Source organism: Caproiciproducens sp., assembly GCF_053840905.1.
The window spans coordinates 1-23,480 of the sequence record NZ_JBNLXQ010000012.1; the positions used below are offsets into that span (position 1 = coordinate 1).

A 23,480-nucleotide genomic window follows, 5' to 3' on the forward strand; every position below is an offset into this window, starting at 1 on the left:
TGATTACACGTCAATTCACCATAACAAAGCAAAGCGGCCGGGAACGATATCGTTCCCGGCCGCTTTGCTTTGCGGAAAAGAACGGCGCCGCGCGGCCGACAGGACGTTTCTTCAGCCGTCGTGTATTCTCCCGTTAAAAAATTTCAATGAAATCAGAATTTTGTAGCTACGGATACCGAAATAACGGGAGCTGAATGATATACTGAGACCAACAAAACAAATGGAGGAACGTTGAATGAAAAGACAAATCGTTCAGATTGATTCTGATAAATGCAACGGCTGCGGCCTGTGCGTCAACGCCTGTCAGGAAGGCGCTTTGCAGCTGATAGACGGAAAAGCGACCCTGGTCAGCGACAGCTACTGCGACGGGCTCGGAAACTGCCTTCCCGAATGCCCGACCGGCGCGATCCGGATTATTGAGCGCGAGGCCGGGGAGTACGATCAGGAAATGGTGGACGCCAAAATGAAGCGGAAGTCGGCCCAGCCTCCTTTCGGGGGATGCCCGTCCATGCGCATGAGGACGTTTGACCGCGCGCCCGCCCCGGCCCAGCCGGCGGCCCCGGTCCAACCGGCAGCCGCCCGCTCGGAGCTGCGCCAGTGGCCGTGCCAGCTGAAGCTGGTCGCGCCGAACGCCCCGTATTTTGAAAACGCGCACATTGTTATCTGCGCGGACTGCACGGCTTATGCCTGCGCGAATATTCATCAGTTCATGAAAAATAAAATCACGTTGATCGGCTGCCCGAAATTGGACGATATCGATTACAGTGAAAAGCTGACGGATATTCTGAACCTGAACGACATTCAAAGCATCACCGTTGTGCGCATGGAAGTGCCCTGCTGCGGCGGAATGGTGAACTCTGTGAAGACCGCTCTGCAGAATTCGGGGAAAATGATCCCGTGGCGTGTCGTTACCGTCGCTACCGACGGTGAAATATTAGAAGATTAATTGAAGGAGGAAAAGAAAAATGTTTTGTTTTCAGTGTGAACAAACCGCCGGAGGAACCGGCTGCACCAAAATGGGGGTCTGCGGCAAAAGCAGCGTGACCGCCGATTTTCAGGATGAGCTGACCGGCGCGCTGGTCGGCCTGGCCAAAGCGGCGGGGAATTCGGGAAGGACCAAAAAATCGGACGAGCTGATTCTGCGCGGCCTGTTCATGTGCATTACCAACGTGAATTTTGACAATGAGGCGATCGAGGCTCTTATCGCCGAGATCAGGAACGAAAAGGCTTCGCTGGCGCCCGGCTGCGCCGCCTGCGGCTCAAAATGCGGCGGCACCGACGACCTTGACCTGAAGCAACTCTGGAACGGCGACGAGGATATCCGTTCGCTGAAATCCCTGCTCCTGCTCGGCATGAGAGGAATGGCGGCGTACGCGTATCACGCCTATGTGCTGGGTTATACCGACGACGAGGTGACCGGCTGGTTCTACAAGGGGCTGACGGCGATCGACTATGAGCAGGACCCGTCCCGCCTTCTGGAGCTTGTGATGGAGTTCGGCCAGGTGAACCTGAAGTGCATGGCTCTGCTGGATCAGGCCAATACGGAGTCGTTCGGCAATCCCGTGCCGACCGAAGTGAGCAATACGATTGAGAAAGGCCCGTTCATTGTTGTTTCCGGCCACGACCTTTACGATCTGAAACAGCTTCTGGAGCAGACAAAGGACAAGGGGATCAACATTTATACACACGGCGAAATGCTGCCCGCGCACGGCTATCCCGAGCTGAAAAAGTATCCGCACCTGAAAGGCAATTTCGGTACTGCGTGGCAGAATCAGCAGAAGGAATTTCTCAATGTCCCGGCGCCGTTCCTGTTTACGACAAACTGCCTGATGCGCCCCCTGCCCGCCTATGCCGACAGGGTTTACACGACCGCGGTGGTCGGCTATCCCGAAATGCCCCACATCGGCGAATCGGACGGTAAAAAGGACTTCGGCATCGTGATCGAAAAAGCGCTGGAGCTCGGCGGATACGAGCAGGACACGCATATGCCCGGCATCAACGGCGGCGAAAAGCTGATGACCGGCTTCGGCCACAACACCGTGCTGTCGGTTGCCGACAAGGTGGTCGGGGCGGTGAAATCCGGAGCCCTGCGCCACATTTTCCTCATCGGCGGCTGCGACGGCGCAAAGCCCGGCAGAAACTATTTCACTAAGCTGGTGGAGCTTACCCCGCCGGACACCGTCGTCCTGACCTGCGCGTGCGGAAAGTACCGCTTCAACGACCTCGACATGGGAACGCTCGCCGGATTGCCGCACATCATGGATATGGGCCAGTGCAACGACGCGTACTCCGCGATCAAGGTTGCGGTCGCCCTTTCGGAAGCCTTCGGCTGCGGCGTCAACGACCTGCCGCTATCCATCGTGCTCTCCTGGTATGAGCAGAAGGCGGTCTGTATCCTGCTGACCCTGCTGTCGCTCGGCATTGCCAATATCCGCCTGGGCCCGACGCTTCCCGCGTTTGTATCCCCGAATGTTTTTAAAATACTGGTGGAGAAATTCAACATCATGCCGATCACCACACCCGAACAGGATCTGGCCGCTATGCTGAAATAGGAGGGCGCCGTATGCAAAAAAATTATATCAAAAATATCGATTTTTCAACCGCGCTGACTCTGGCGGAGCTGGTAACCTATCAGCCGGGTCAGGTCGTCAGCAAGACGCTGGCGCAGAACCCGGCGGTCAGCCTTACGCTTTTCGCTTTTGACCAGGGGGAGGAGATCAGCTCCCACGAGTCGAACGGCGACGCGATGGTCATTGCGTTGGACGGAGAAGGCGAAATTACCATCGGTTCCGAAAAGCATCTTCTCAAAGCCGGCCAGACCATCGTCATGCCCGCGAAAACGCCCCACGCGGTCCGTGCTTCCCAGCAGTTCAAAATGTTTTTGGTAGTCGTGTTCCCCGGTTGATCGTTCGTCAGGCCGGCCCTTCGGTGATTTCGTATCGCCTGAGGGCCGGTTTTTCCTGTTATGCCGAAAACTTCCGGCTATACCGGGATGTTCAGAAGAGCTTTCGCTGTCCTCAACCCCTCCCGCCCGGCTCCCTTCCGCGCCAAAATGCTTTCGGTTTTGCTTTGTGTGCGGGAGGGGCCGGGGGTGAGAAATGCCGTTCCAATCGGAAATTTTGATCAATTTTAGCACTCTAAACACGAGAGTGCTAAAATTAATAATTTGGCAATATTTTATCTGATTATTTTTCACAATTATTGGATATAGTAATAATTGTAAAAGGAAGCAGCGCTTCCGAAGAAATCAAATGAATTGATATGGAGGTTTTGATGATGTTTGATTTAATGCCGTTTGGACGCAGGGAAAACAACTTGTTCAACTATTTTGATAACATGGAGAAAAACTTCTTCGGCGATCTGCCGCAAAGCTTTTCCGCTTTTCGTACCGATGTGATCGATCAGGGCGGCAAGTATTTGCTGAAGGCGGAGCTGCCGGGCTTCAAGAAGGAAGATATCAAGATCGATATCGAGGGCGACAGGCTGACCGTCAGCGCGGAGCACAAGGATGAAACCGAGGAGAAAAAGGACAATTACATTCGCAGGGAGCGCAAGTACGGCTCGTTCTCCCGCAGCTTCGATATCTCCGATGTCAAAGCCAATGAAATCTCCGCGGAGTATAAGGATGGGATCCTGGAGCTGAGTATGCCGAAGGTGGAAACCGTGGTGCCCGAAAGCCGCAGAATAGAAATCCGTTAACAGCAACGGCCAAGGGCCGCCCGGGAGCAATCCCGGGCGGCCCTTTTCGTCTGTTTTACGGGCCTTCCGCCCCGTCGGAAAAGCCGCCCGGCAATTGCTTTCCCCTGCTGATTTTGATATAATGGAAACAATGAAAAGAAGATTGTCCGGGGGCGTAAAGGAATGAATAAAATCAAAATACTGCACTGTGCCGACCTGCACCTCGGCGCGGAGCTTACTTCGCTGGGGAGCAAAGCGGGCCAGCGCAGGGAAGAAATGCTGATGACGTTTGACAGGATCGTCTCCCTCTGCAAAGAGGAAGGCGTTGAGCTGCTCCTGATCGCCGGGGATTTTTTTGAAAGCTCCGGTACGGACGCCGCGACGGTCCGTTCCGTCAAAAGGGCGCTGTCCGAAATTCCCGAAACGGCAGTCGCCGTTGCGCCGGGAAACCACGACTATGTTTCTCTGGATTCCCCGTACGCCGACCCGGACTGGCCGGCAAACGTACATATTTTTCAGTCCGGCTTCGACTGTTTTGAGCTGCCCGGCAAGGGCGTGCGCGTGTGGGGCGCGGGATTTACGGGAACGTATGTCACGGAACCCCTGCTGGGAGAAATCGGCGCGCCCCGGGACGACCTGCTGAATATCTGCGTCCTGCACGGGGACCTGGTCGCCGAGAACCAGTCGAGCAATTACAACCCGATCACCCCTTCCCGGATCCGTTTCAGCGGCATGGATTACCTTGCGCTCGGCCATATTCATATGCGCACTGAAATCCTGCGCAGCGGAAGGACCGCTTACGCCTACTGCGGCTGTCCGGAGGGCAGGGGGTTCGACGAGCTGGGGGAAAAGGGCGTCTATATCGGCACCGTGAGCAGGGACAGGCTTGACCTCGCTTTCCGCCCGGTGTGCCGAAGGAAAAATTTAGAGGTCCGCGTCGATATCGGCGGGGTCTCGGCCAACAGCGAGGCGGCTGCCGTCGTCCTTCACACGCTGCAGCGGCAGTTTGGGGATACGTATGCGGAAAATCTTTATAAAATCATTCTGGAGGGCGCGCTCGACGCTTCCTTTTCGCCGGACTGCGCCGCGATTGCGGCAAGGCTGGAAAACGAGCTGTACTTTGTGAAGCTCAGGGACGAGACGCGTTTGAAGGCCGATCTGAACGCGCTGTCCAAGGAGACCTCCCTCAAGGGGATTTTTGTCCGGCGCATGCTGGAAAAGCTCGCCGCTGCGGCGGGCGAAGCGCAGAAGGAGCAGTGCCGGCGCGCGCTCGATATCGGTTTAAAAGCGTTTGACAGCGAGGTAAAGCTGAATGAAAATTAACAAAATTTACATTGGACATTTCGGCAAGTTGAGGGAGTATACGCTCGATCTGACGGACGGCTTCCAAATCCTCTACGGAAATAACGAGGACGGAAAAAGCACCGTCATGGCGTTTATCAGAATGATGTTTTACGGTTCCGAGGGCAGGAGCGGCGACCTTTCCAAAAATATGCGGAAAAAATATCAGCCGTGGGACGGGGCCAAAATGTCGGGATTCCTCGAATTTGAGGACAACGGGACCGTCTATCGGCTGGAAAGGCTATTCGGCGCGTCCAACGCGACGGATAAAATCAGCCTGTGGAATACGGCGGCCGGGGAAAAAGAAAAGATCGCCAGCGGCACCGACCTTGGCCAGCGCTTTTTTGGAATCGGGGCCGCGGCGTTTGAGAAAAGCGTCTTCATCGGGCAGGCCGGGAGCATGGCCGGTGCGGACAGGGACGATGAAATTACCCAGAAGCTTCTGAATCTGGTCTCTACCGGGGATGAAAGCGTGTCGCAGAAACGGGTGGAAACCCGTCTGCAGGCCGCCATGAACGAGCTGAAGTCCAGAAGCGGCAGAATCGGCATACTGGATAAAGGCTATCAGCAGCAGGAGCGGCTTGCTCAGGAGCGGGCGGCGGCTCTGGCGGACGAGGAAGAAAAAAAGCGGATGGAGCGCCGGTACGCCGGGCTGAACGAGAAGAAAGAAGCTTTGGAAAAGGAATATCGGCATTCCACAGCCCGGTCCGCTTTGCAGGAAAAGCTCGTCCAGCTTCAGAATCTAGACAAAATCGTTCAGAAGCAAAAGGAACTCGACGCGCAGATCAAAGAATACGGGGAGAAATCCGGCCTCCTTACTTCGGGCGATATTGTTTTTGACGAGGAATTCGTTCAAAACGCGGAAGAAAGGATCACTCAGGTCCGGTCCCTTCAGCAGCTTCTGGAGGAGAGGAACAGAAATGTCCGTACCCTGGAGCGGGAGGACCCGGCCGAGCCGGTCGAGGAAATTTCACCGGCAGTGTCGGAGGAAGTAAAAAAGCGGGAGCAGGAGCGTGCGAAGCTGCAGCAGGATATCCTTGCCCTTCGGGAAGCCGTCCGCGCCGCCGCCGAAACGGAGAAAAAACGGTCGGCTCTGGCGGAAGCGGAAAAAGCGCTGCAGGAGCAACTGCAGCAGAAGCGGGATCAGGAAAACGCCTGCCAAGAGGCTTCTCTGGAGCTGGAGGAAGCGCGGCGGTCCTGCCAGGCCTGCCGGGAGGACTTCGACCGGAAAAAGAAAGAGCATGCGCTCGCCGGGCAGCGCAGGGAAAGCGCAAATACCGCGTATCAGGCCGCCGGGCAGGATTTGAAATCCGTACAGTCCCTTTCCGCGCAAAAAATAGAGACGGCACAGGAGCGGCTGAAACAGGCCGGTACTCCCCGGCAGGTAACGGTCAACGAAAATGCCGGTCGTGAAATCCGGAAAGGGCTGCTGATCGGGGCGATTCTGATCGCCGCTGCGTCGGTTGCGCTGGGTGTCACTCTGTCGCCCGCCTGCTTTGCCGGTTTGGCCGTCGCCGGAGTGGCGGCGGTTCTCTCCGTTGGGAAAGCCAGAACCAGAGCCGTGGCCACGACGGTCGTGGACGAAGCCGAAGCCGCGGCGGCAAAAGCAAATCTGGAAAGCGTGCGTCTTGCCGCGGAGCGTGAAACGGAAGCCGCAAAGCGGGCGGAAGAGGAAGCCGCCGGCGAATGGCAGGCGGCCTCGGCCAGAGAAGAGCAAGTGCGGAAATCGGCCGCACAGGCGGAAGAGCTCTGCCGTATGGCGGCGGAGCAGATGTCCGCAGCGGAACGCAGGAACCGTGAGCTGGAACTGAAACTCGGGTTTATCGGGGAAAAGCTTGACGGCCTTTTGAAGGATGTGCGGGAAAAACGCGCGGAGCTTCCGGCGGACGGCCCGGAGCAGCGGACCGGTCTTCCCGCTCTGCGGGAGGAGCTGAACGCGAAAACGGCCCGGGAAGCGGCGCTTGCGGACGGGATACGGTCTCAGCTTCAGTCGCTGGGGTGCCGCACGACGGAGGAGCTTCAGGACAAGCGGATGCGGTTCCAAAGCTTTCAGGAGCGGGCGGCCATGAGACGGGAAAATCTGGACAGGGCGAAAGAAGCCCTGACTCAGGCACAGGAAAGCCTGCGGGGGCAAACCGCCGCCTTCCTTTCCTTTGTCGGCGCGTACCGGCCGGTCTCCTCCTTTGAGGAAGCGTTGAGCGCCGTACAGGAGCTGAAAAATCGGATGGAGGAGCTCCGTTCCCTGCGGCAGAAAATCGAGAGCCAGTCGGAATCCCTCAAGGAGCAGGGAGAGGGGAAGCCCGCCGAACAGCTTGAGCGGGAAGCCGGGGAAGCGCGGGAAGAGATTCTCAGCGCCTGCGGGGTGCGGATGCCGGAGCCCCTGGACGATCAGGGTGCGGAGCATCTCAGGCGCCTCAGCGCCGAATGCTTTGAGCAGCTTCAGCAAACAAGGGAAGAACTGATTCAGACGGGCTCCGAAATCAAAAACCGGTTCGCGGGGAAAAAGAATGTCAGCGAGCTGGAAGAGGAGACGGAGGAACTGCAAAAGGAGATTGCGGAAAGAGAATCGGAGTATCAGTGCCTCAGCCTTGCAAAGGACACGCTCACGGAGGCCTTCAATGAAATCCGCCGGAGCTTCGGTCCCCTCCTGAACAAAAAAACCGCCCGGATCTTCAGCAGCATTACGGGCGGTAAATATCAGAATGTGATCGTTTCAAAAAATTTCGATATCAACGTGCAGGATTCGGAAAACGCGGTTTCGCACGAATGGCAGTATCTGAGCAGCGGCACGATCGATCAGGCGTATTTCGCGCTCAGGCTGGCGGTTGCGGAGCTGCTTTCGGAAGAGGGCCCGAAGCTTCCGCTGCTGCTGGACGACGTTTTTCTGCAGTACGACGACGAGCGGACAAGACAGGGCCTGAAATTCCTCGCCGATTATGCCGGAAACAGCGGCGGCGCCCAGATCATCCTCTTCACCTGTCATCAGAATATTCCGGAACTGGCCCGCCGGGAGGGCCTGAACGCCGTGGCGAAAAAGATCGGTCAAACCGTATCCGCGTGACATTTTTTGAAAGAACCGACGGGCCGCGCTTTTTAATGGGAATTGGAAATAAATGTTTCTTTTATATCCGTTTTATGATATTATTAGAAATATATAAGTATGGAATTATCTTTCGCGATCCTGCTGGGGACTGGTGAAAATTTCGTCGTCTTGGAGGAATATTTCAGTGAAAAGAAGAATCAATACGCCCATCACAGCAATTTTGATCATCGCTATTTTTGTTGGGTTTATGATTCTGTCTTTCAGCAGGTATTCTTTTTTGCTAAACAGAACTTTTGAAGAAGAAGTGCAGGAAAATCTGCTGTCCGATACCCGGCGTAACGCCCAAATGGTCAACATGGAGCTGAATAACACGATTTCCTCCATGGAACTGGCCGCTCAGGCAATCGGCGCGGAAAATGACGTGCTGGACAAGACGTCTGTGAAGGACCTGCTGGTTGATTTGAAGAAAGCGGACCAGTCGGCTGCGGTCGGGGTGGGGCTGCCCGACGGAACCTGCTGCCTTGCAGGGGGACAGACCGTCCAAATCGGCGACCGCCCTTATTTTCAGCAGGCACTGAACGGCAAAACGGCCGTTTCGGCGGTGCCCCGGTCGAGGACGGACAGTACCCGCAGCATCGTCGTGGCCGTGCCCGTCCGGCATGGGGGGGAAGTTACCGGTACCGTCAGCTCCATTATCCCCGCAAAATCGTTCGGCAGCCTGCTGAACGCGGAGAATTCCGGGGAAAAGGGAGAATGCTGGCTGGCCGGGGGGGACGGAACGGTGATCGCCTCGCCGGATTCCCGGCAGACGGAGCAGAATATTTTTACGGACACGCATCTGGCGCTGGAGGCCCCGTCCTCTCTCGCCCAGATCAAGTCAGCCATGAAAGACGGAAAGCAGGGGAGTTCCCACTATTACTCCAATATAGGGGAGTATTATGTCTCCTATACGCCGGTCGGTATGGAGGACTGGTATGTGATCGGAACGGTTTCCATCAACGCCGTTACGTCGAAATCCAACAAAATTCTGACCGATACCGTCTCTTTGGTGATCAAGCTTACCGTTGGGCTGGTTCTGATCGCGGCTTATGTCATTCTGTCGGAAAGAAAGAACAGGGAGCGGCTCCGCAGGAAGAACGACGAGCTGAAAAGCACCAAGGTGGAGCTGGAAACCTTCATCGCCAACCTGCCGGGCGGCGCGTTCCGCTTCAGCGCCGACGAAAAGGCGGAGTTCCAGTTCGTGAGCAACGGGCTTTTAAAAATGCTGGGATATACCCTGGACCAGTTCCTCAGCGCCTATGACCGTTCCTTCTATAACATGATTTATGAAGAAGACCGTATGCAGACCATCAGCAGCATTCACCATCAGATTTCCCAAGAGAATTTCGCGGAGGTAAAATACCGGATCGTCACGGCGGACGGGAATATCCGCTGGCTGCTCAACCGGGCTAAAATTGTGGCGCATGAGGACGGCTACCGGGAATTTTACGCCGTCGTTGTGGATATTACCGAGTCAAAGCAGGCGCATAAAAAAGCGAATGAGATCATGACGCAGCTGCAGACGCTGGCAAACAGCATCCCCGGCGGCGTGGCGCAGTATCTGTACGACGGGGGGCTGAAGCTGATCTACGCGAGCGACGGGTTCTATAAGCTGTGCGGATATACAAAAGAGGAATACGCCCGGCTTCCGGGTGAAGAAGGGATCCGCAATGTGCATGCCGAAGACGCCCAGCTTGTGTCGGTTCTGCTGAAAAGGCAGATTGAGGAAAACAGGCCCGTTATCGCGGAATTCCGCATGGTGAGGAAAGACGGCGGCGTCATCTGGGTCTCTCTGAGCGGAACGCACACCGTCAACCGGAACAATCAGGTGATTTACCAGTGCGTTTACACGGATATCACTTCGCTCAAGCAGACGCAGGAAGAGCTGGAAGTGGAAAGGGAGCGTTACCAGATCGCGGAGAACCTCTCCGACGACATCATGTTCGAATACGATATCCTGACCGACCGGATGGACTTTTCCCCGCTTTTTACCGCTCTGACCGGGCAGTATCCGCACATCAGGGATTTCATGAAGGATATTCTGCGCAACCAGAGCATTTGCAAGGAAGATCTGCCGCGGTTCCGGACGCTGCTGAAGGAGTTCCAGATGGGCAATACGGAGTATGAAATCGAGTTCCGTTTCATTACCAAAACGGGCCGGTTTGTCTGGCACCGCGTGAAAGCGAAAATCATGTACGACTCCTACGGCAGGCCGAGCAAAGCGGTTGGAAAGGCCTATAATATCGACAGCCAGAAAAAGGAAATGCAAAGGCTGATGGACAAGTCGCAGCGCGACGCGCTGACGAATCTTTACAATAAGACCGCCACGCAGTCCCGGATCGAGGATCATCTGTCGGGCGCGGATCCGTCGGGAATCCACGCGCTGATGATGATCGATATTGACAATTTTAAATCCATCAACGACCAGTTCGGCCACATGGCCGGGGACAAGGTGATCTGCGACATTTCCGCGAAGCTCCAGAAGCTGTTCCGCACTTCCGATGTGGTCGGGCGTATCGGCGGGGACGAATTCCTCGTGTTTCTGCGCGATATCTCCACCGACGACCTGATTGCGGAAAAGGCGGAAGCGATGTGCGACATCTTCCGCAATACCCATGCGGACGGCCATAGGGAATACAGCATCTCCGGCAGCATCGGCGTCGCCATGTATCCGGCCGACGGCACAACGTATCAGGAGCTTTATCCCAAAGCGGACAGCGCGCTTTACAAGGCGAAAAAGCAGGGCAAGGACTGTTTTGCTTTTTATTCCGATCCATCGGACTGTGGAAAATAAAGAATGACGGACGCGGCATGGAATCCTGAAAATTCTATGCCGCTTTTTCGTTTCCGGAGGTCAATAAAATGCAGCCGGGCTGTCAATACTATAGCGATCGCATTTCAGTTTGCAAGACAAAACGCGTTCCTCCCCCGCCTTCGGCGGGGGAGGAACGCAACCTTGTTGCAGGAGCAACTGGAAATGCTGTCAATACGATTGCGGCAGAGAATTACGAAGGATCGGAAGGCGAAGGACAATGGCGGTAAAAAGGCTGATGCGCGTTGCGCTGAGAGCGCTTTCCTATACGGATATCGGAGAAGAGGAAAGCGGCCGGTTTCACCGCGCGATCATTCGCATCAGAGGATTTCATCTTGGAAAGCCGCCTTATCAGACGTGGGATCATGTCGTGTCCTATGAAAACCATCATATTCCCGTACGGATATTTGCTCCCGGCGAAAGCCGGCCCGATTCCCTGCTGATTTTCTTCCACGGAAGCGGCTGGGTCGCCGGAACCATTGACGGCTACAACCGGATCTGCGCGAATATGGCCAATATGACCGGCAGCACCGTGGTGTCGGTCGATTACCGGCTTGCGCCGGAGTACCGTTTCCCGGCCGCACCGGAGGACTGTTACCGTGTGGTGCGGGAGATTTTTCTGCACACGGAGCTGTTAAAGGTCCCCGCCGAAAAAATCACGGTGGCCGGGGACAGCGCCGGGGGAAACCTTGCGGCGGCCGTATCCCTGATGGCGCGCGACAGGGGCGAATTTCTGCCCGAGCGCCAGATCCTGATCTATCCCTCCACTTACTTTGACCATACGGCAAAATCGCCCTACGCTTCCGTGCGCGACAACGGGAGCAAATATCTGCTGACCTCCGAAAGGATCTGCGATTATATGAAGCTGTATCAGGCCGGCGACGGGGATCTGCAAAACCCCTACTTCGCGCCGCTGGCCTCCAAGGATTTCAGCCGCCAGCCGAAAACGCTGATTATTACGGCGGAATACGACCCGCTCCGGGACGAGGCGGAGGATTACGGGCAGCGCCTGAAGGAAGCGGGCAACGAAGTGGAGGTCCGCCGCATCCCCGGCGCGCTGCACGGCTTTTTTTCGCTTCCGCCGGTTTTTCGTCAGGTCCGCGAGTGCTATCGCCTGATCGGTGCTTTTTTGAACCGGGAAGGGTGAAGGAAAAGCCCTATAGGATTGAAAATATTGTAAAATTATACTATGATGGTAAAGATAATTGTTTTGTTGCAACTTTCATACGAAGGGGACATGAAAATGAGCAGGATTATTTCCATTTCCAATCAGAAGGGCGGGGTAGGCAAAACGACTACCGTCTGCAGTCTGGCGGCGGGATTAAAGAAAAAGGGTTTTCGTGTTCTGATGATCGATCTTGACCCGCAGGGAAACCTCGGCTTCAGCGTCGGCGCTGAAACCGAAACCTGCGCCACCATTTACGAGGTGCTGAAGGGCGACGTGAAAACGCAGTACGCCATTCAGAAATCGGACACGGCCGATATCATGATATCCAGCATTTTGCTCAGCGGGATCGAGCTTGAATTTACCAATACCGGGCGCGAGTTTCTGCTGAAAGAGGCGCTGAAACCGATCCTCGGCCTCTACGACTATATCCTTCTGGACACGCCGCCCGCGCTCGGCATCCTGACCATCAACGCGTTTACCGCGTCGGACACGATCGTGGTTCCGATGCTTTCGGATATTTTCAGCCTGCAGGGGATTGCAAAGCTGTATGAAGCCGCTGAGCGAGTCAAAAAATACTGCAATCCGTCCCTGACCATCTCGGGAATCCTTCTGACAAAATTCAATCCCCGTACCCTCCTGAGCAGGGAAATCCGGGGTACGGCGGAACTGATCGCACAGGATCTGAACATTCCGCTGTTCGATTCCTACATACGCAGCAGCGTCGTCATCAGCGAGGCCCAGTCCATCCAGCAGAACATTCTGGATTACTCGCCGAGAAACAATATTGCGAAAGATTACCTGAAATTTACGGATGAGCTGCTGGAAAAGGAGGAATCATGACTGATGGCAAGGACGAAGAAAGATATCGATAAAGATTTGATGTATAAAATGCTGATGCCCTCCGGCTCCAGAACGGCGAAGGCTTCGCAGGACGCGGAAAGCCCGCATGGCCTCAGCGACGAGCAGAACGCGCGCGCCGCGCTGGAGGAACCGCTGAACCAGCACAAAACCATTATGCGCCGCGAAGTGGGCGTCGCGTTTATGGATACCCAGCCGACCATCCTTGTCAATACGATGGAAAGCATCGTGCTGGAAAAGCTGGAATCGGCGCTTGCGCGTTTTCAGTGCTGCAAATGCGACCGGTGCAAAAAGGACATTGTCGCGATGGCGCTGAACAAGCTTCCCCCGAAATATATGGTTTTGCAGGAGGGCCAGCCCACGCCGGATATCGATCCCCAGACCAACGCACAGGTGGTCACGGCGGTCATTCAGGCGATTCTGGCGGTCCGCGCGCATCCCAGGCATTAAGGAAAGAAAGGGCTTTGCGGGACAAGATGGAAAAAGAAACGTATTTTACGGATAAACGGCGCAGGCGCGTCAAGCTCATTTTCAACCCGGCCTCCGGCTCTGCAAACGCCTCCCCGGTTCAGCTGATGGATATCATCAGCATGCTGCAGCAGTGGAAGTACGTGCCGGAGGTGTATCTGACGGAACCGGACAGCGATTTTGCGCGGATGGTCAAAGACACCACGGCGCAGGGCGTCAACATGTTTGTCGTCTGCGGCGGCGACGGCACCGTTTCCGCCGTCGCCAGAGAAATGAAGGGGCTGCCCGCGACGATGGGCATTATCCCCACGGGCACCCAGAACAATGTGGCGCTCAGCCTGAACATCCCGCGGGATATTCCGTCCGCCATCGCCGTTTTGCGCACAGGGGAACGCACCAAGATCGATATGGGGCTCCTCGGCTGCGCGGCGGGACGCACCTCTTTTCTGGAAATCTGTTCGGCGGGCCTGCTGTCTTCGATTTTTTCGGCGGGGGACGATATCCAGCACGGGCATCTGGAGCGGGTGGGCGACTTCCTTTCCACCCTCGTGTCGCTGACGCCCTCCAGGATCAAAATCCTGCTGGACGGAAAGCGGGAGATCGTCAGGATGGGTCATCTGGTCCTCGTCACCAACATGCCGTACGTCGGACGGCATTACCAGGTGGGAGAAACGGCGGCTTTCCGGGACGGACTGCTGGACGTCCTGATTTTTTCCAATTTATCCAAGCTGAATCTGCTGGGCCGCGCGTTCAGGGGGGCAAAACTCAGTGAGCCGGAGGACTCCGGCATTGAGCATTTCCATGCCCGTACGGTGGACATGGAAGCCGCCCCTCCCATGCGGCTGATGGCGGACGGCATTGCGCTGGGCGAAGGGCCGGTCCATATTGAGCTGCAGCGCCGGACACTGGCGGTGATGACGAAAGCGCCGGAGCCGAAAAGAATAAAAAGACCGATTGGGGACGGGAAATGAAGCGGATCGATCATTTAAGAGAGAATCAATGGGTGCGGCAGTGTGAACGGCTGATCGGCAGGGTCCGTCATCTCCGGCCGGTCGTTTGGGTACCCGTTCTGGTTGTCGCGCTGTCCTTCTACGTTATTTTTGTCCCCCATACCTTCTGGAAACATGTGTGGATCACCATCAAAGGGAACACGCCGCTGATCTGCATGCTCTTTGTGTTCTGCCTGCTGCTGCTTTCTCTGGTGTGGTCAAAGGGACAGAGCATAGACGCGTATGTATTCGCGCTTTTCAACCGGCACGGCGCCCGCCCGCGCTGGCTGGACCGGACGATGCTCCTTCTTACCGAGCTGGGGAACGGCATTGTTACGCTGATCATCGCGCTTGTCCTCTATTTTGCCGTCAATGCCCACCTTGCGTATGAATTCGTTCTGGGTACGCTGACCCTGTGGCTGGTTGTGGAACTGATGAAAGCCGTCATCCGGCGGCCCAGACCGTTTATCTATCTTGAGGATGTCCGCGTGGTGGGCATCCGGGCGCGGGGGAAGTCCTTTCCCAGCGGGCATACCAGTCAGGCTTTTTACATGGCGACGATGCTCCTGCAGTATTTTCAGGGCAACTTTGCGGCGGCGCTTGTGCTTTACGTGCTCGCCTCGCTGGTCGGGGCCACGCGCATGTATATGGGGATGCATTATCCGCGCGACGTGCTGGCGGGCGCCATTCTGGGTACCTTCTGGGGATTCATCGGCGTGCTCGTCAACGCGGTGATTTTCCAGCTCGTGAGCTGAATCCCTGCCGGAATTTCATCCTTGTCCGGATCAGGAAAAAGATAAAATTTTTTTAAATCGTTTGATACTGAATTTATTCCCAACAGCGAAAGGAAGGGTCATATGCAGAAATATGGCGTACAGTCCGGCCTTCCGGAAAACCCGAATGCCGGCACGGATTACAGCAACAGAAAATTAAAGGAAATCTGGCTTGCGGGCGGATGCTTCTGGGGAGTACAGGCCTATTTTGCCCGCATCTACGGCGTGGCGAAAACGGATGTCGGCTACGCGAACGGCAGGACGGCGAATCCTTCCTACCATGACCTGAAGGTCACCGGGCACGCGGAAACGGTCCATATTCTCTATGATCCGGAGAAGACCGGCCTGCCGACGCTGCTGGATTTCTATTTTAAAATCGTCGACCCTGTCAGCGTCAACCGTCAGGGAAACGATATCGGCGCCCAGTACCGCACGGGAATCTATTATCGGGATGAGGCGGATCTTCCGGTGATTCGGGAATCTGTCGCGAAGGAACAGAAAAAATACGGCGCGCCGATCGCGGTCGAAGTCAGCCGGCTGGAAAATTACTATCCGGCGGAGGAGTACCATCAGGATTATCTGGAAAAGAATCCGGGCGGCTACTGCCACGTTGACTTTTCCTCCCTGCGGGAACAGACCCCGCCCTCCGGGAAGGCTGCTTACCCAAAGCCGTCGCCGGAGAAGCTGAAGGCTTCCCTTACGGAAATGCAGTATCGCGTCACGCAGCAGAACGCCACCGAACCGCCGTTCGACAACGAATACTGGGACAACCGCAGAAAGGGCATTTATGTGGACGTCGTGACCGGAGAGCCCCTTTTCGTTTCCAGTGACCAGTTTGAATCGGGCTGCGGCTGGCCCAGCTTTACGAAACCCATCCGCGCCGGCGCCCTGACGGAGCACCGGGACACCAGCCATTCCATGGTGCGCACCGAGGTGCGCAGCCGCCGCGGGGATTCCCACCTTGGCCATGTTTTCCCCGACGGCCCGAAGGAGCAGGGCGGCCTGCGCTACTGTATCAACAGCGCGTCCCTCCGCTTTATTCCGCTTCAGGAAATGGAAGAACAGGGATACGGGCAGTTTATCAAGCTGATAGAAGAATAAATATTTCCGGCTCTCCCCCTTCCGCACACAAAGCAAAAAACGAAAGCAGCCGGGTGCGGAAGGGGACGGGGGCAGTACGCCGACGAGTACATAACGGCAAGGATCGGGAGCGACTGAAAATCCGTCGTTTTCCATTGGTCAAGCAAAGCTTGGAAAGGAGGATTCATCATGAAAAGAATCGCGGCTTTTTTTGATATTGACGGGACCATCTCCCGGGAAGGTCTCATCAGCGAAATGTTCAGGAAAATGATTAAATACGAGCTGATCGACAACAGCAAATGGGACAACGAGGTCGAGCCCGCTTTTACCAGATGGGACAAACGCGTGGGCGATTACGATATTTACCTGCAGAAAATGGTGGATATCTACACGGAGACCGTCAAAAACACCAGCGCTTTTCACATTGCCTATATCGCGAAAAAGGTGATCGAGCAAAAGGGCGAGCGCGTCTATACTTATTCGCGGGAACGGATCCGGTGGCATAAGAAGCAGGGCCATATCGTCATCGCCATTTCCGGTTCGCCGATCGAGCTGGTCAGCGAGGTTTCCCGGATGTACGGCATGGACGATTACCGGGGAACCATTTATCAGGTCGGAAAGAACGGCACCTACAACGGGGAAATCATCCCGATGTGGGATTCCCAGAGCAAGCGCAAGGCGGTTCTGGAAATGGCGGAGAAGCACAACATCGATCTGTCCCTGAGCTATGCCTACGGCGACACCAACGGCGATTATTCCATGCTGCAGCTCGTCGGGAACCCGGTCGCGGTCAATCCCACGCGCGAACTGCTTTCCCATATTGAGAACGACGATCAGCTGAAAGAGAAATTTACGGTGATTGTGGAGCGCAAGGACGTGACCTATCGCCTGAATATCAATACGCTGGACCTTGTTTAAAAAAGTCTGAAAATACAGGAACGGACGCACTCTTGCCCGCATATTCTGATAGCGGGGGATTCCGGCCTGAAACAAAAAGCGGCCGTCAACGGATCAAATCCGTTGACGGCGCAGCCTTTTTCCGGCCCCCTCCCAGAGGGTCGAATTCTTGTCTCTTTCCTTATTTCAGTTCCAGAACGGCGCCCCTGTTTGCAGAGGTGACCAAGGCGGCGTATCTGGAAAGGCAGCCCTCCGTGATACGGGGGGTTCTCGGCTTCCAGTTTTCTTTGCGCTTGTTCAGTTCTTCATCGCTGACAACAAAATCGATGGTGTTTGCCATAATATCGATTTTGATGATGTCACCTTCCTCGACCAGCGCGATATTTCCGCCCACGGCGGCTTCCGGCGAAACGTGCCCGATCGCCGCGCCTCTGGTCGCGCCGCTGAAGCGGCCGTCCGTAATCAGGGCGACGCTCCCGCCCAGACCGCTTCCCATAATGGCGGAGGTCGGGTTCAGCATTTCCCTCATGCCCGGGCCGCCCTTGGGGCCTTCGTACCGGATGACGACGACGTCGCCCGCCACGATTTTCCCGGAGGTGATCGCCTCGATCGCGTCCTCTTCACAGTCAAACACCCTGGCGGGGCCTTCGTGCTTCAGCATTTCGGGGGCGACCGCGGAGCGCTTGACCACGCAGGCGTCGGGGGCCAGATTGCCCTTCAGCACGGCGATGCCGCCGGTTTTGCTGTACGGATTTTCCACGGAGCGGATCACGCCGTAGTCCAGAACGGGACAGTCCGCAATGTTTTCCCCGACTGTTTTGCCCGTGCAGGTCATCAGGTCGGTTTTGAGCAGACCGAGCTTGCTGATCTCGTTCATCACGGCGTACACGCCGCCCGCAACGTTCAGATCCTCCATGTAGGTATGTCCCGCCGGGGCAAGATGGCAGAGGTTCGGCGTTTTGTCGCTGATCTCGTTCGCGATGTTCAGATCGATGGAGATACCGCATTCGTGCGCGATGGCCGGCAGGTGCAGCATGCTGTTGGTGCTGCAGCCCAGCGCCATATCGATGGTGAGCGCGTTTTTGAACGCGTCCTCCGTCATGATGTCCCTGGGCCGGATATTCTTTTTCAGCAGTTCCATAATCTGCATGCCCGCGTGCTTGGCAAGCTGAAGGCGCTGCGAGTAAACGGCGGGAACGGTCCCGTTGCCCCTTAACCCCATTCCGAGTGCCTCCGTCAGGCAGTTCATGCTGTTTGCCGTGTACATGCCGGAGCAGGAGCCGCAGGTGGGGCAGACCTTGTTTTCAAATTCCAGCAGCTTTTCTTCTGTGATCTTCCCGGCGCGGTACGCTCCGGAAGCTTCCGAAACGCTGGAAAAGCTGGTTTTCTGCCCGTCCACCAATCCGGCGAGCATCGGCCCGCCGCTGACAAAGATCGTGGGTATGTTGAGACGCGCCGCCGCCATCAGCAGGCCGGGCACGTTCTTGTCGCAGTTCGGCACCATCACCAGCGCGTCAAAGGCGTGGGCAAGAGCCATCGCCTCGGTCGAGTCGGCGATCAGCTCCCTTGTAATCAGTGAATACTTCATTCCGCGGTGGCCCATGGCAAGACCGTCGCAGACCGCAATGGCCGGGAATACGATCGGGGTTCCCCCCGCCATGGAAACGCCCGTTTTGACGGCTTCCACGATTTTGTCCAGATTCATATGCCCCGGAACGATCTCATTCTGCGAGCTGACGATTCCGATGATCGGACGCTCCAATTCCTCATTGGTAAAACCCAGCGCGTGAAACAGCGCGCGCTGCGGTACGCTTTTGGTTACCGCATCACTGTTCATTTTACAAGCACCTCACTCTTTGATTGACAGCAGCGGGCTGAAGCAGGGGGGTTCCGGCCGCCGCAGTTGTATAATTTATTATATATTGTATGATGTCTTATGTCAATTGATAAAAAAATACGATTTATTCCTCCGTGATGCCGAACCCTCGCATCGCGTGGATAATATGCAGCTCCATGGCGGTCTTTGCGCCCAGCGCGTCCCGCTTTGATAAAAATTCCATAATCATGCGGTGATCGTTCAGCGTGTTCCGCACGATCTCCTCTTTTGCGTTGGACAAAATCACGCCCTTGCCGATGGCCTGATACAGGATGGGCATCAGGCGGTTCATAAATTCGTTGTGGGTCGCCTTTGCGATGGACTTGTGAAAGGCCTGCTCTATCTCCGTGCGGTCCTGCTTCCTTAAAATCAGGTCTTCCTCCAGCCTGCCGTAGTGCAGAATGCGCTCCAGCTCCTTGTCAGAAGCCCTCCTGGCGGCAAGGTAGGCGGACTGGGGCTCGAAAATCAGGCGCATTTCATACAGGTCCTTTACATCCATCGGGAAAGCGGAAAGCGTGTTCAGGCCGATTTCCCGGTCCATGGCCTGATTGTCTTTGACATAGGTGCCCTTTCCGCGGCGGATTTCCAGTAGGTTGTGCGCCACCAAAATACGGATCGCTTCCCGCAGGGTGGTCCGGCTGACCTTTAAGTCGGCGGACAGCTCGTTTTCATTGGGCAGCTTGTCTCCGGCCGAATATTTTTTATCGATGGTGATCCTTGCGACAATATCGTCCGCGATGTTTTCCGCAAGGCTTTTTCCTTTTGTCTTCACTGCCGATTCCTCCGCATTTCTGATGTTCTCGGCATGATTATACCGCAAAAGACATCCTATTTCAATAAGGATGTCCGATGTCTGTAAAGACGGCAATAAAATACCGCACCGGCTGCTGGCCAATGCGGCGTTACCATATGATTTTTTCGCATTACCTAACACTTTCCTCTTAATTGTACCGCCTTGCCAAGTATGACGACCGGCAGCCTGGTCAGATCTTCCGCTGAAAAGGAAACCAGTTCATATTTGGGGTTATAGGGAATCAGGGTGATCCCGCTTTCGTATTTTGCTATTTTTTTAATGGTCGCCTCGTCCCCTCTGATGGAAACAACCGCAATGTCCCCGGTTTCCACTATGGAGCCAGTCTGTACGATCACGGTGTCGCCGTCCTGAATGCGCGGCTCCATACTGTCCCCATGCATCTTGATGGCGAAAAAATCTCCCTGTTTTGCCATCTCCCCGCTGATTTCCTCATATCCTACCACATCTTTCGCGGATTCGGCCGATACCTCCGCGCGGAGGCTGCGGAGCACGGGTATTTTTTTGGAGGTGTCGGGCGGGTCGGGAACGGAGTCCTTTCCCAGCAGATAATCCGTGGTTACGCCGAAAAAAGCCGCCAGGTTCAGCAGAGTTTTATTGTCGGGCTCGTATTTTCCGCTTTCGTATCCGGAGAGGGACGCCTGGCTGACATTGATGATCTTGGACAGCTCCTGCTGTTTTAATTTATTTTTCATTCTTAGTATTTTGATTCGATTCAATAAAGTCAACTCCTTTCACTATGAATTTTAATTGTGCCAAAAAAAAAGTAAACTAAATATAAGCAAAACAAATATATTATGATCAATTAAAAAAATAATACCTAAAAATATTAAAATAATTGATATTTTGGACGATAAATTAGTAATAGATATAAAATGGATCGAAACAAAAAAACAAACTAAAAATGTGACCGGCACCATCGATGGAGGAATGGCAGCCGGCCGCGTTTTGGGAAAGGGGCAGGGAGAAAAAACAGATGGATCAAAGCCGCGGTGGAAAACGCCCGAAAAACCGGGCGGCGGCAAAAGTACGGGTACAGGACCCGGACAAAGCGGAATAGTGAGAAAGAGTCCAGGGTGGAGAATGAGGAATGGAGAAAAATTATGAAAAATCTTAAAATCGCAAATAAGCTGATCCTGTCGTTTCTGGCGATATCCCTGATTACGATCATTGTCGGCGGCGCCGGAATTTACAGTATGCGGCAGATGGAAGCTTCCAGCAAAAAGCTCTATGAGCAGCAGACCGTGCCGCTGCCGGTCATGTCGGATATCATTGTGAATCTCGACCGTTTAAGAGGGTTATCCAGAGATTATATATTGTATTACGACAATCAGGAAGAGTTAAAAACCATCGTCGCAAATACCGAAAAATATAAAAAGCAATATGACGATGCGGTTGAACAGTATGAACCGACCATTGCGACAGAGGCGTCGAAAGAGCTGTTTCTGCAGACGAAAGCCATGTTTAATGAAGAATTCTGGCCGGTCTTTGAGGACATCGTTCAGAAAACCGGGCAGAAAAATATCGGCGAAGCCATGACCAGCCTGAAAAAGCTGATGGAAATCAACATCAAGGTGACCGACAATTATACCCAGTGCATGCAGAACCGGGTCAGCAACGCAAAGGCGAACAACGACGCCAATCAGCAGCTTGGGAATACGATGATGCTCATGATGATTGTGATTATTCTTTTCGGCGTCTTCGTCTCCGTCGGCTGGGGCTTCTGGCTGGCCCGGAAGCTGAGCAGGCCGGTCAATGAAATGGCCGTCGCCGCCGAGAGCATCGCACGGGGAAAGCTGGACGTAGATATCACCTATTCCTCGAAGGATGAAATCGGTTCTCTTGCCCGGTCGCTGCAGTCGGCCGCCGGGACCCTAAAGCTGTATGTCGCGGATATTTCGGACAAGCTGGGGCGTATGGCAAAGGGGGATATGACCGCGGATATTACACAGGAATATGCGGGGGATTTTGCTCCGATCAAACAGGCGCTGATGCAGATCTCCGACGAGCTGAACAATACTCTCGCAGCCATCGATACCTCCGCGGAACAGGTCAACAGCGGAGCGGCCCAGGTTTCCGACGGTTCTCAGGAGCTTGCGCAGGGCGCGACAGAGCAGGCAAGCTCCGTGGAAGAACTGGCGGCCTCCGTCACCGAGGTTTCCGGAAAAGTCAGCGAGACGGCGGATAATGTCAGGGTAATGGCGGGCTACGTAAAAGATACCGTCGCACAGGTGGAACAGGGCAACGAACAGATGCGGCAGATGCTCTCTTCCATGGAAGAAATCAGCAATACTTCCAGTGAGATTGGAAAAATTATCAAGGTGATCGACGACATTGCGTTCCAGACCAACATCCTTGCCCTGAACGCCGCCGTGGAAGCGGCAAGGGCCGGCAGCGCCGGAAAAGGGTTTGCCGTGGTGGCCGACGAGGTGCGGAATCTGGCAAGCAAGTCCGCCAACGCGGCCAAGCAGACCACCAGCCTGATCGAGGGTTCCATCCAGAGCGTAAAAAACGGTACCGCTATCGCCGGGCGTACGGCGAAAGAACTGAATGAGATCGCGGCCAAGGTGGGGCTTGTGGGAGAAACGATCGTCAAAATCGATATGGCCTCTTCCGATCAGGCCGCCGCGATCGAACAGATCACAACCGGCGTGGATCAGGTTTCCGCGGTCGTCCAGACGAATTCCGCCACGGCGGAGGAAAGCGCGGCGGCGAGCGAGGAGCTGTCCGCACAGGCGGATATGCTCAGGAAGCTGGTCGGCTCCTTCCAGCTGAAAAAGAGAAAGCTTACGGTGATCGAGGGAGGCCCGAAAACCGGAGCGAAAGCTGAAAAGAATCCTTCAGACCTGACGTTGGAGGCGGCGGGTCAGAAATATTAATTGACAAATCATGATCAATATCGTATAGTGTTCCTATAGAGAAACACTATACGGGGGGCGGCGCGATGGATCTGGTGGAACTGCTGGGATATTACAATCTTACACGGCAGGAATCGGCCCTGTATCTTCTGCTCTGCTCCGAAGGAAAACTGACGGGATATGAGGCCGCGAAAGCGTCCGGCATATCCCGTTCCAATACCTATACGGCGCTGGCCGGTCTGGTTGAAAAAGGCGCGGCTCTTGTGGAGGAAGGCACGGCCACCCACTATCTTCCCGTTCCGGTCGGGGAGTTTTGCAGCAACCGTATCCGGCGCATGCAGGAGTACCGGGAACTGCTGGTGAGGGCGGCGCCCAAACGCCGGGAAGCCGGCGAGGGGTATATCACCGTCAAGGGCGAGACCAACATCGTGGATAAAATGAAAAATATGATCGACGCGGCGAAAGAGCGTATTTACCTTGCCGTGTCCGAACAGACGCTTTCTTTGCTTCTGCCGCAGCTCTGTTCGGCTTTGTGCCGGGGGCTGAAGGTCGTCGTCATCACCGACCCTCCTTTTGAACTGGAGGGCGCGCTGGTGTACCACACGAAAACCGGGCGGCATCAGATTCGCCTGATTGCCGATTCCAAAAGCGTTTTGACCGGCGATATTGCCGCGGGTTCCGAGTCCACCTGCCTGTATTCTCAAAAGCGCAATCTGGTTGAGCTTTTCAAAGAGGCGCTGAAAAATGAAATCACATTGATTACCGTAACGAAAGGGAGCTGAAACTGTT

At 55.2% G+C, this 23,480-nt stretch carries 19 protein-coding genes; 16 read left to right on the plus strand and 3 right to left on the minus strand.

Features of this window, described 5'->3' with window-relative positions:
* Positions 1-235 precede the first annotated feature (235 nt).
* From ACQGQ5_RS12280 to ACQGQ5_RS12345, 14 genes are all read left to right on the plus strand, one after another.
* Complete coding sequence (locus tag ACQGQ5_RS12280) at positions 236-946, plus strand: ATP-binding protein (RefSeq protein ID WP_455736791.1); 711 nt, start codon at positions 236-238, stop codon at positions 944-946.
* A gap of 19 nt (positions 947-965) precedes the next feature.
* On the plus strand, positions 966-2,552 hold the full coding sequence (gene hcp / locus ACQGQ5_RS12285; RefSeq protein WP_455736792.1) for a hydroxylamine reductase: 1,587 nt from the start codon (positions 966-968) through the stop codon (positions 2,550-2,552).
* Positions 2,553-2,563: 11 nt separating this feature from the next.
* On the plus strand, positions 2,564-2,905 hold the full coding sequence (locus ACQGQ5_RS12290; protein ID WP_455736793.1) for a cupin domain-containing protein: 342 nt from the start codon (positions 2,564-2,566) through the stop codon (positions 2,903-2,905).
* A gap of 368 nt (positions 2,906-3,273) precedes the next feature.
* Positions 3,274-3,699 carry an Hsp20/alpha crystallin family protein gene (locus tag ACQGQ5_RS12295; protein ID WP_455736794.1) on the plus strand — a complete coding sequence of 142 codons (426 nt, stop codon included), beginning with the start codon at positions 3,274-3,276 and terminating at the stop codon, positions 3,697-3,699.
* Between the two features lie 162 nt (positions 3,700-3,861).
* Positions 3,862-5,001 carry a metallophosphoesterase family protein gene (locus ACQGQ5_RS12300; RefSeq protein ID WP_455736795.1) on the plus strand — a complete coding sequence of 380 codons (1,140 nt, stop codon included), beginning with the start codon at positions 3,862-3,864 and terminating at the stop codon, positions 4,999-5,001.
* Complete coding sequence (locus ACQGQ5_RS12305) at positions 4,991-8,080, plus strand: AAA family ATPase (protein ID WP_455736796.1); 3,090 nt, start codon at positions 4,991-4,993, stop codon at positions 8,078-8,080. The genes ACQGQ5_RS12300 and ACQGQ5_RS12305 overlap by 11 nt, the downstream gene beginning before the upstream one ends.
* A 259-nt stretch (positions 8,081-8,339) precedes the next feature.
* Complete coding sequence (locus ACQGQ5_RS12310) at positions 8,340-10,895, plus strand: diguanylate cyclase domain-containing protein (protein WP_455736797.1); 2,556 nt, start codon at positions 8,340-8,342, stop codon at positions 10,893-10,895.
* A 238-nt stretch (positions 10,896-11,133) separates the two neighbouring features.
* Positions 11,134-12,060, plus strand: a complete 927-nt coding sequence (locus tag ACQGQ5_RS12315) for an alpha/beta hydrolase (protein WP_455736798.1) — start codon at positions 11,134-11,136, stop codon at positions 12,058-12,060.
* A gap of 96 nt (positions 12,061-12,156) precedes the next feature.
* Positions 12,157-12,921: a ParA family protein gene (locus ACQGQ5_RS12320; protein WP_455736799.1), complete on the plus strand. Its 765-nt coding sequence runs from the start codon at positions 12,157-12,159 to the stop codon at positions 12,919-12,921.
* 3 nt (positions 12,922-12,924) lie between these two features.
* Positions 12,925-13,389, plus strand: coding sequence for a late competence development ComFB family protein (locus ACQGQ5_RS12325; RefSeq protein ID WP_455736800.1), 465 nt, complete (start codon positions 12,925-12,927; stop codon positions 13,387-13,389).
* 26 nt (positions 13,390-13,415) lie between these two features.
* Positions 13,416-14,378, plus strand: coding sequence for a diacylglycerol/lipid kinase family protein (locus ACQGQ5_RS12330; protein WP_455736801.1), 963 nt, complete (start codon positions 13,416-13,418; stop codon positions 14,376-14,378).
* Positions 14,375-15,151, plus strand: coding sequence for a phosphatase PAP2 family protein (locus ACQGQ5_RS12335; RefSeq protein WP_455736802.1), 777 nt, complete (start codon positions 14,375-14,377; stop codon positions 15,149-15,151). The genes ACQGQ5_RS12330 and ACQGQ5_RS12335 overlap by 4 nt, the downstream gene beginning before the upstream one ends.
* A 102-nt stretch (positions 15,152-15,253) precedes the next feature.
* Positions 15,254-16,270: a peptide-methionine (R)-S-oxide reductase MsrB gene (gene msrB / locus ACQGQ5_RS12340; RefSeq protein ID WP_455736803.1), complete on the plus strand. Its 1,017-nt coding sequence runs from the start codon at positions 15,254-15,256 to the stop codon at positions 16,268-16,270.
* 168 nt (positions 16,271-16,438) lie between these two features.
* Complete coding sequence (locus tag ACQGQ5_RS12345) at positions 16,439-17,167, plus strand: HAD family hydrolase (protein WP_455736804.1); 729 nt, start codon at positions 16,439-16,441, stop codon at positions 17,165-17,167.
* Between the two features lie 160 nt (positions 17,168-17,327).
* On the opposite strand, the gene ilvD is transcribed toward ACQGQ5_RS12345, so the two are convergent.
* The 3 genes from ilvD to ACQGQ5_RS12360 form a co-directional block, all read right to left on the minus strand.
* Positions 17,328-18,983 carry a dihydroxy-acid dehydratase gene (ilvD, locus tag ACQGQ5_RS12350; RefSeq protein WP_455736805.1) on the minus strand — a complete coding sequence of 552 codons (1,656 nt, stop codon included), beginning with the start codon at positions 18,981-18,983 and terminating at the stop codon, positions 17,328-17,330.
* A gap of 124 nt (positions 18,984-19,107) precedes the next feature.
* The gene (locus tag ACQGQ5_RS12355) at positions 19,108-19,794 is read right to left on the minus strand and encodes a FadR/GntR family transcriptional regulator (RefSeq protein WP_455736806.1); all 687 of its coding nucleotides are present in this window, start codon (positions 19,792-19,794) and stop codon (positions 19,108-19,110) included.
* A 155-nt stretch (positions 19,795-19,949) separates the two neighbouring features.
* On the minus strand, positions 19,950-20,552 hold the full coding sequence (locus ACQGQ5_RS12360) for a LexA family protein (RefSeq protein ID WP_455736807.1): 603 nt from the start codon (positions 20,550-20,552) through the stop codon (positions 19,950-19,952).
* A gap of 384 nt (positions 20,553-20,936) precedes the next feature.
* On the opposite strand from ACQGQ5_RS12360, the gene ACQGQ5_RS12365 reads away from it, so the two are divergent.
* Together ACQGQ5_RS12365 and ACQGQ5_RS12370 are read left to right on the plus strand one after the other, a co-directional pair.
* Entirely contained in the window at positions 20,937-22,712 is a 1,776-nt protein-coding gene (locus tag ACQGQ5_RS12365; protein WP_455736808.1) for a methyl-accepting chemotaxis protein, read from the plus strand.
* Between the two features lie 65 nt (positions 22,713-22,777).
* A complete protein-coding gene (locus ACQGQ5_RS12370; RefSeq protein WP_455736809.1) occupies positions 22,778-23,473 on the plus strand; it encodes a TrmB family transcriptional regulator in 696 nt (231 codons plus the stop codon).
* Positions 23,474-23,480 lie beyond the last annotated feature (7 nt).

Coding starts and splice junctions, on each gene's coding strand:
- ACQGQ5_RS12280 (WP_455736791.1), top strand. CDS start 236: ATGAAAAGACAAATCGTTCAGATTGATTCTGATAAATGCAACGGCTGC.
- hcp (WP_455736792.1), top strand. CDS start 966: ATGTTTTGTTTTCAGTGTGAACAAACCGCCGGAGGAACCGGCTGCACC.
- ACQGQ5_RS12290 (WP_455736793.1), top strand. CDS start 2,564: ATGCAAAAAAATTATATCAAAAATATCGATTTTTCAACCGCGCTGACT.
- ACQGQ5_RS12295 (WP_455736794.1), top strand. CDS start 3,274: ATGATGTTTGATTTAATGCCGTTTGGACGCAGGGAAAACAACTTGTTC.
- ACQGQ5_RS12300 (WP_455736795.1), top strand. CDS start 3,862: ATGAATAAAATCAAAATACTGCACTGTGCCGACCTGCACCTCGGCGCG.
- ACQGQ5_RS12305 (WP_455736796.1), top strand. CDS start 4,991: ATGAAAATTAACAAAATTTACATTGGACATTTCGGCAAGTTGAGGGAG.
- ACQGQ5_RS12315 (WP_455736798.1), top strand. CDS start 11,134: ATGGCGGTAAAAAGGCTGATGCGCGTTGCGCTGAGAGCGCTTTCCTAT.
- ACQGQ5_RS12320 (WP_455736799.1), top strand. CDS start 12,157: ATGAGCAGGATTATTTCCATTTCCAATCAGAAGGGCGGGGTAGGCAAA.
- ACQGQ5_RS12325 (WP_455736800.1), top strand. CDS start 12,925: ATGGCAAGGACGAAGAAAGATATCGATAAAGATTTGATGTATAAAATG.
- ACQGQ5_RS12330 (WP_455736801.1), top strand. CDS start 13,416: ATGGAAAAAGAAACGTATTTTACGGATAAACGGCGCAGGCGCGTCAAG.
- ACQGQ5_RS12335 (WP_455736802.1), top strand. CDS start 14,375: ATGAAGCGGATCGATCATTTAAGAGAGAATCAATGGGTGCGGCAGTGT.
- msrB (WP_455736803.1), top strand. CDS start 15,254: ATGCAGAAATATGGCGTACAGTCCGGCCTTCCGGAAAACCCGAATGCC.
- ACQGQ5_RS12345 (WP_455736804.1), top strand. CDS start 16,439: ATGAAAAGAATCGCGGCTTTTTTTGATATTGACGGGACCATCTCCCGG.
- ilvD (WP_455736805.1), bottom strand. CDS start 18,983: ATGAACAGTGATGCGGTAACCAAAAGCGTACCGCAGCGCGCGCTGTTT.
- ACQGQ5_RS12365 (WP_455736808.1), top strand. CDS start 20,937: ATGAAAAATCTTAAAATCGCAAATAAGCTGATCCTGTCGTTTCTGGCG.
- ACQGQ5_RS12370 (WP_455736809.1), top strand. CDS start 22,778: ATGGATCTGGTGGAACTGCTGGGATATTACAATCTTACACGGCAGGAA.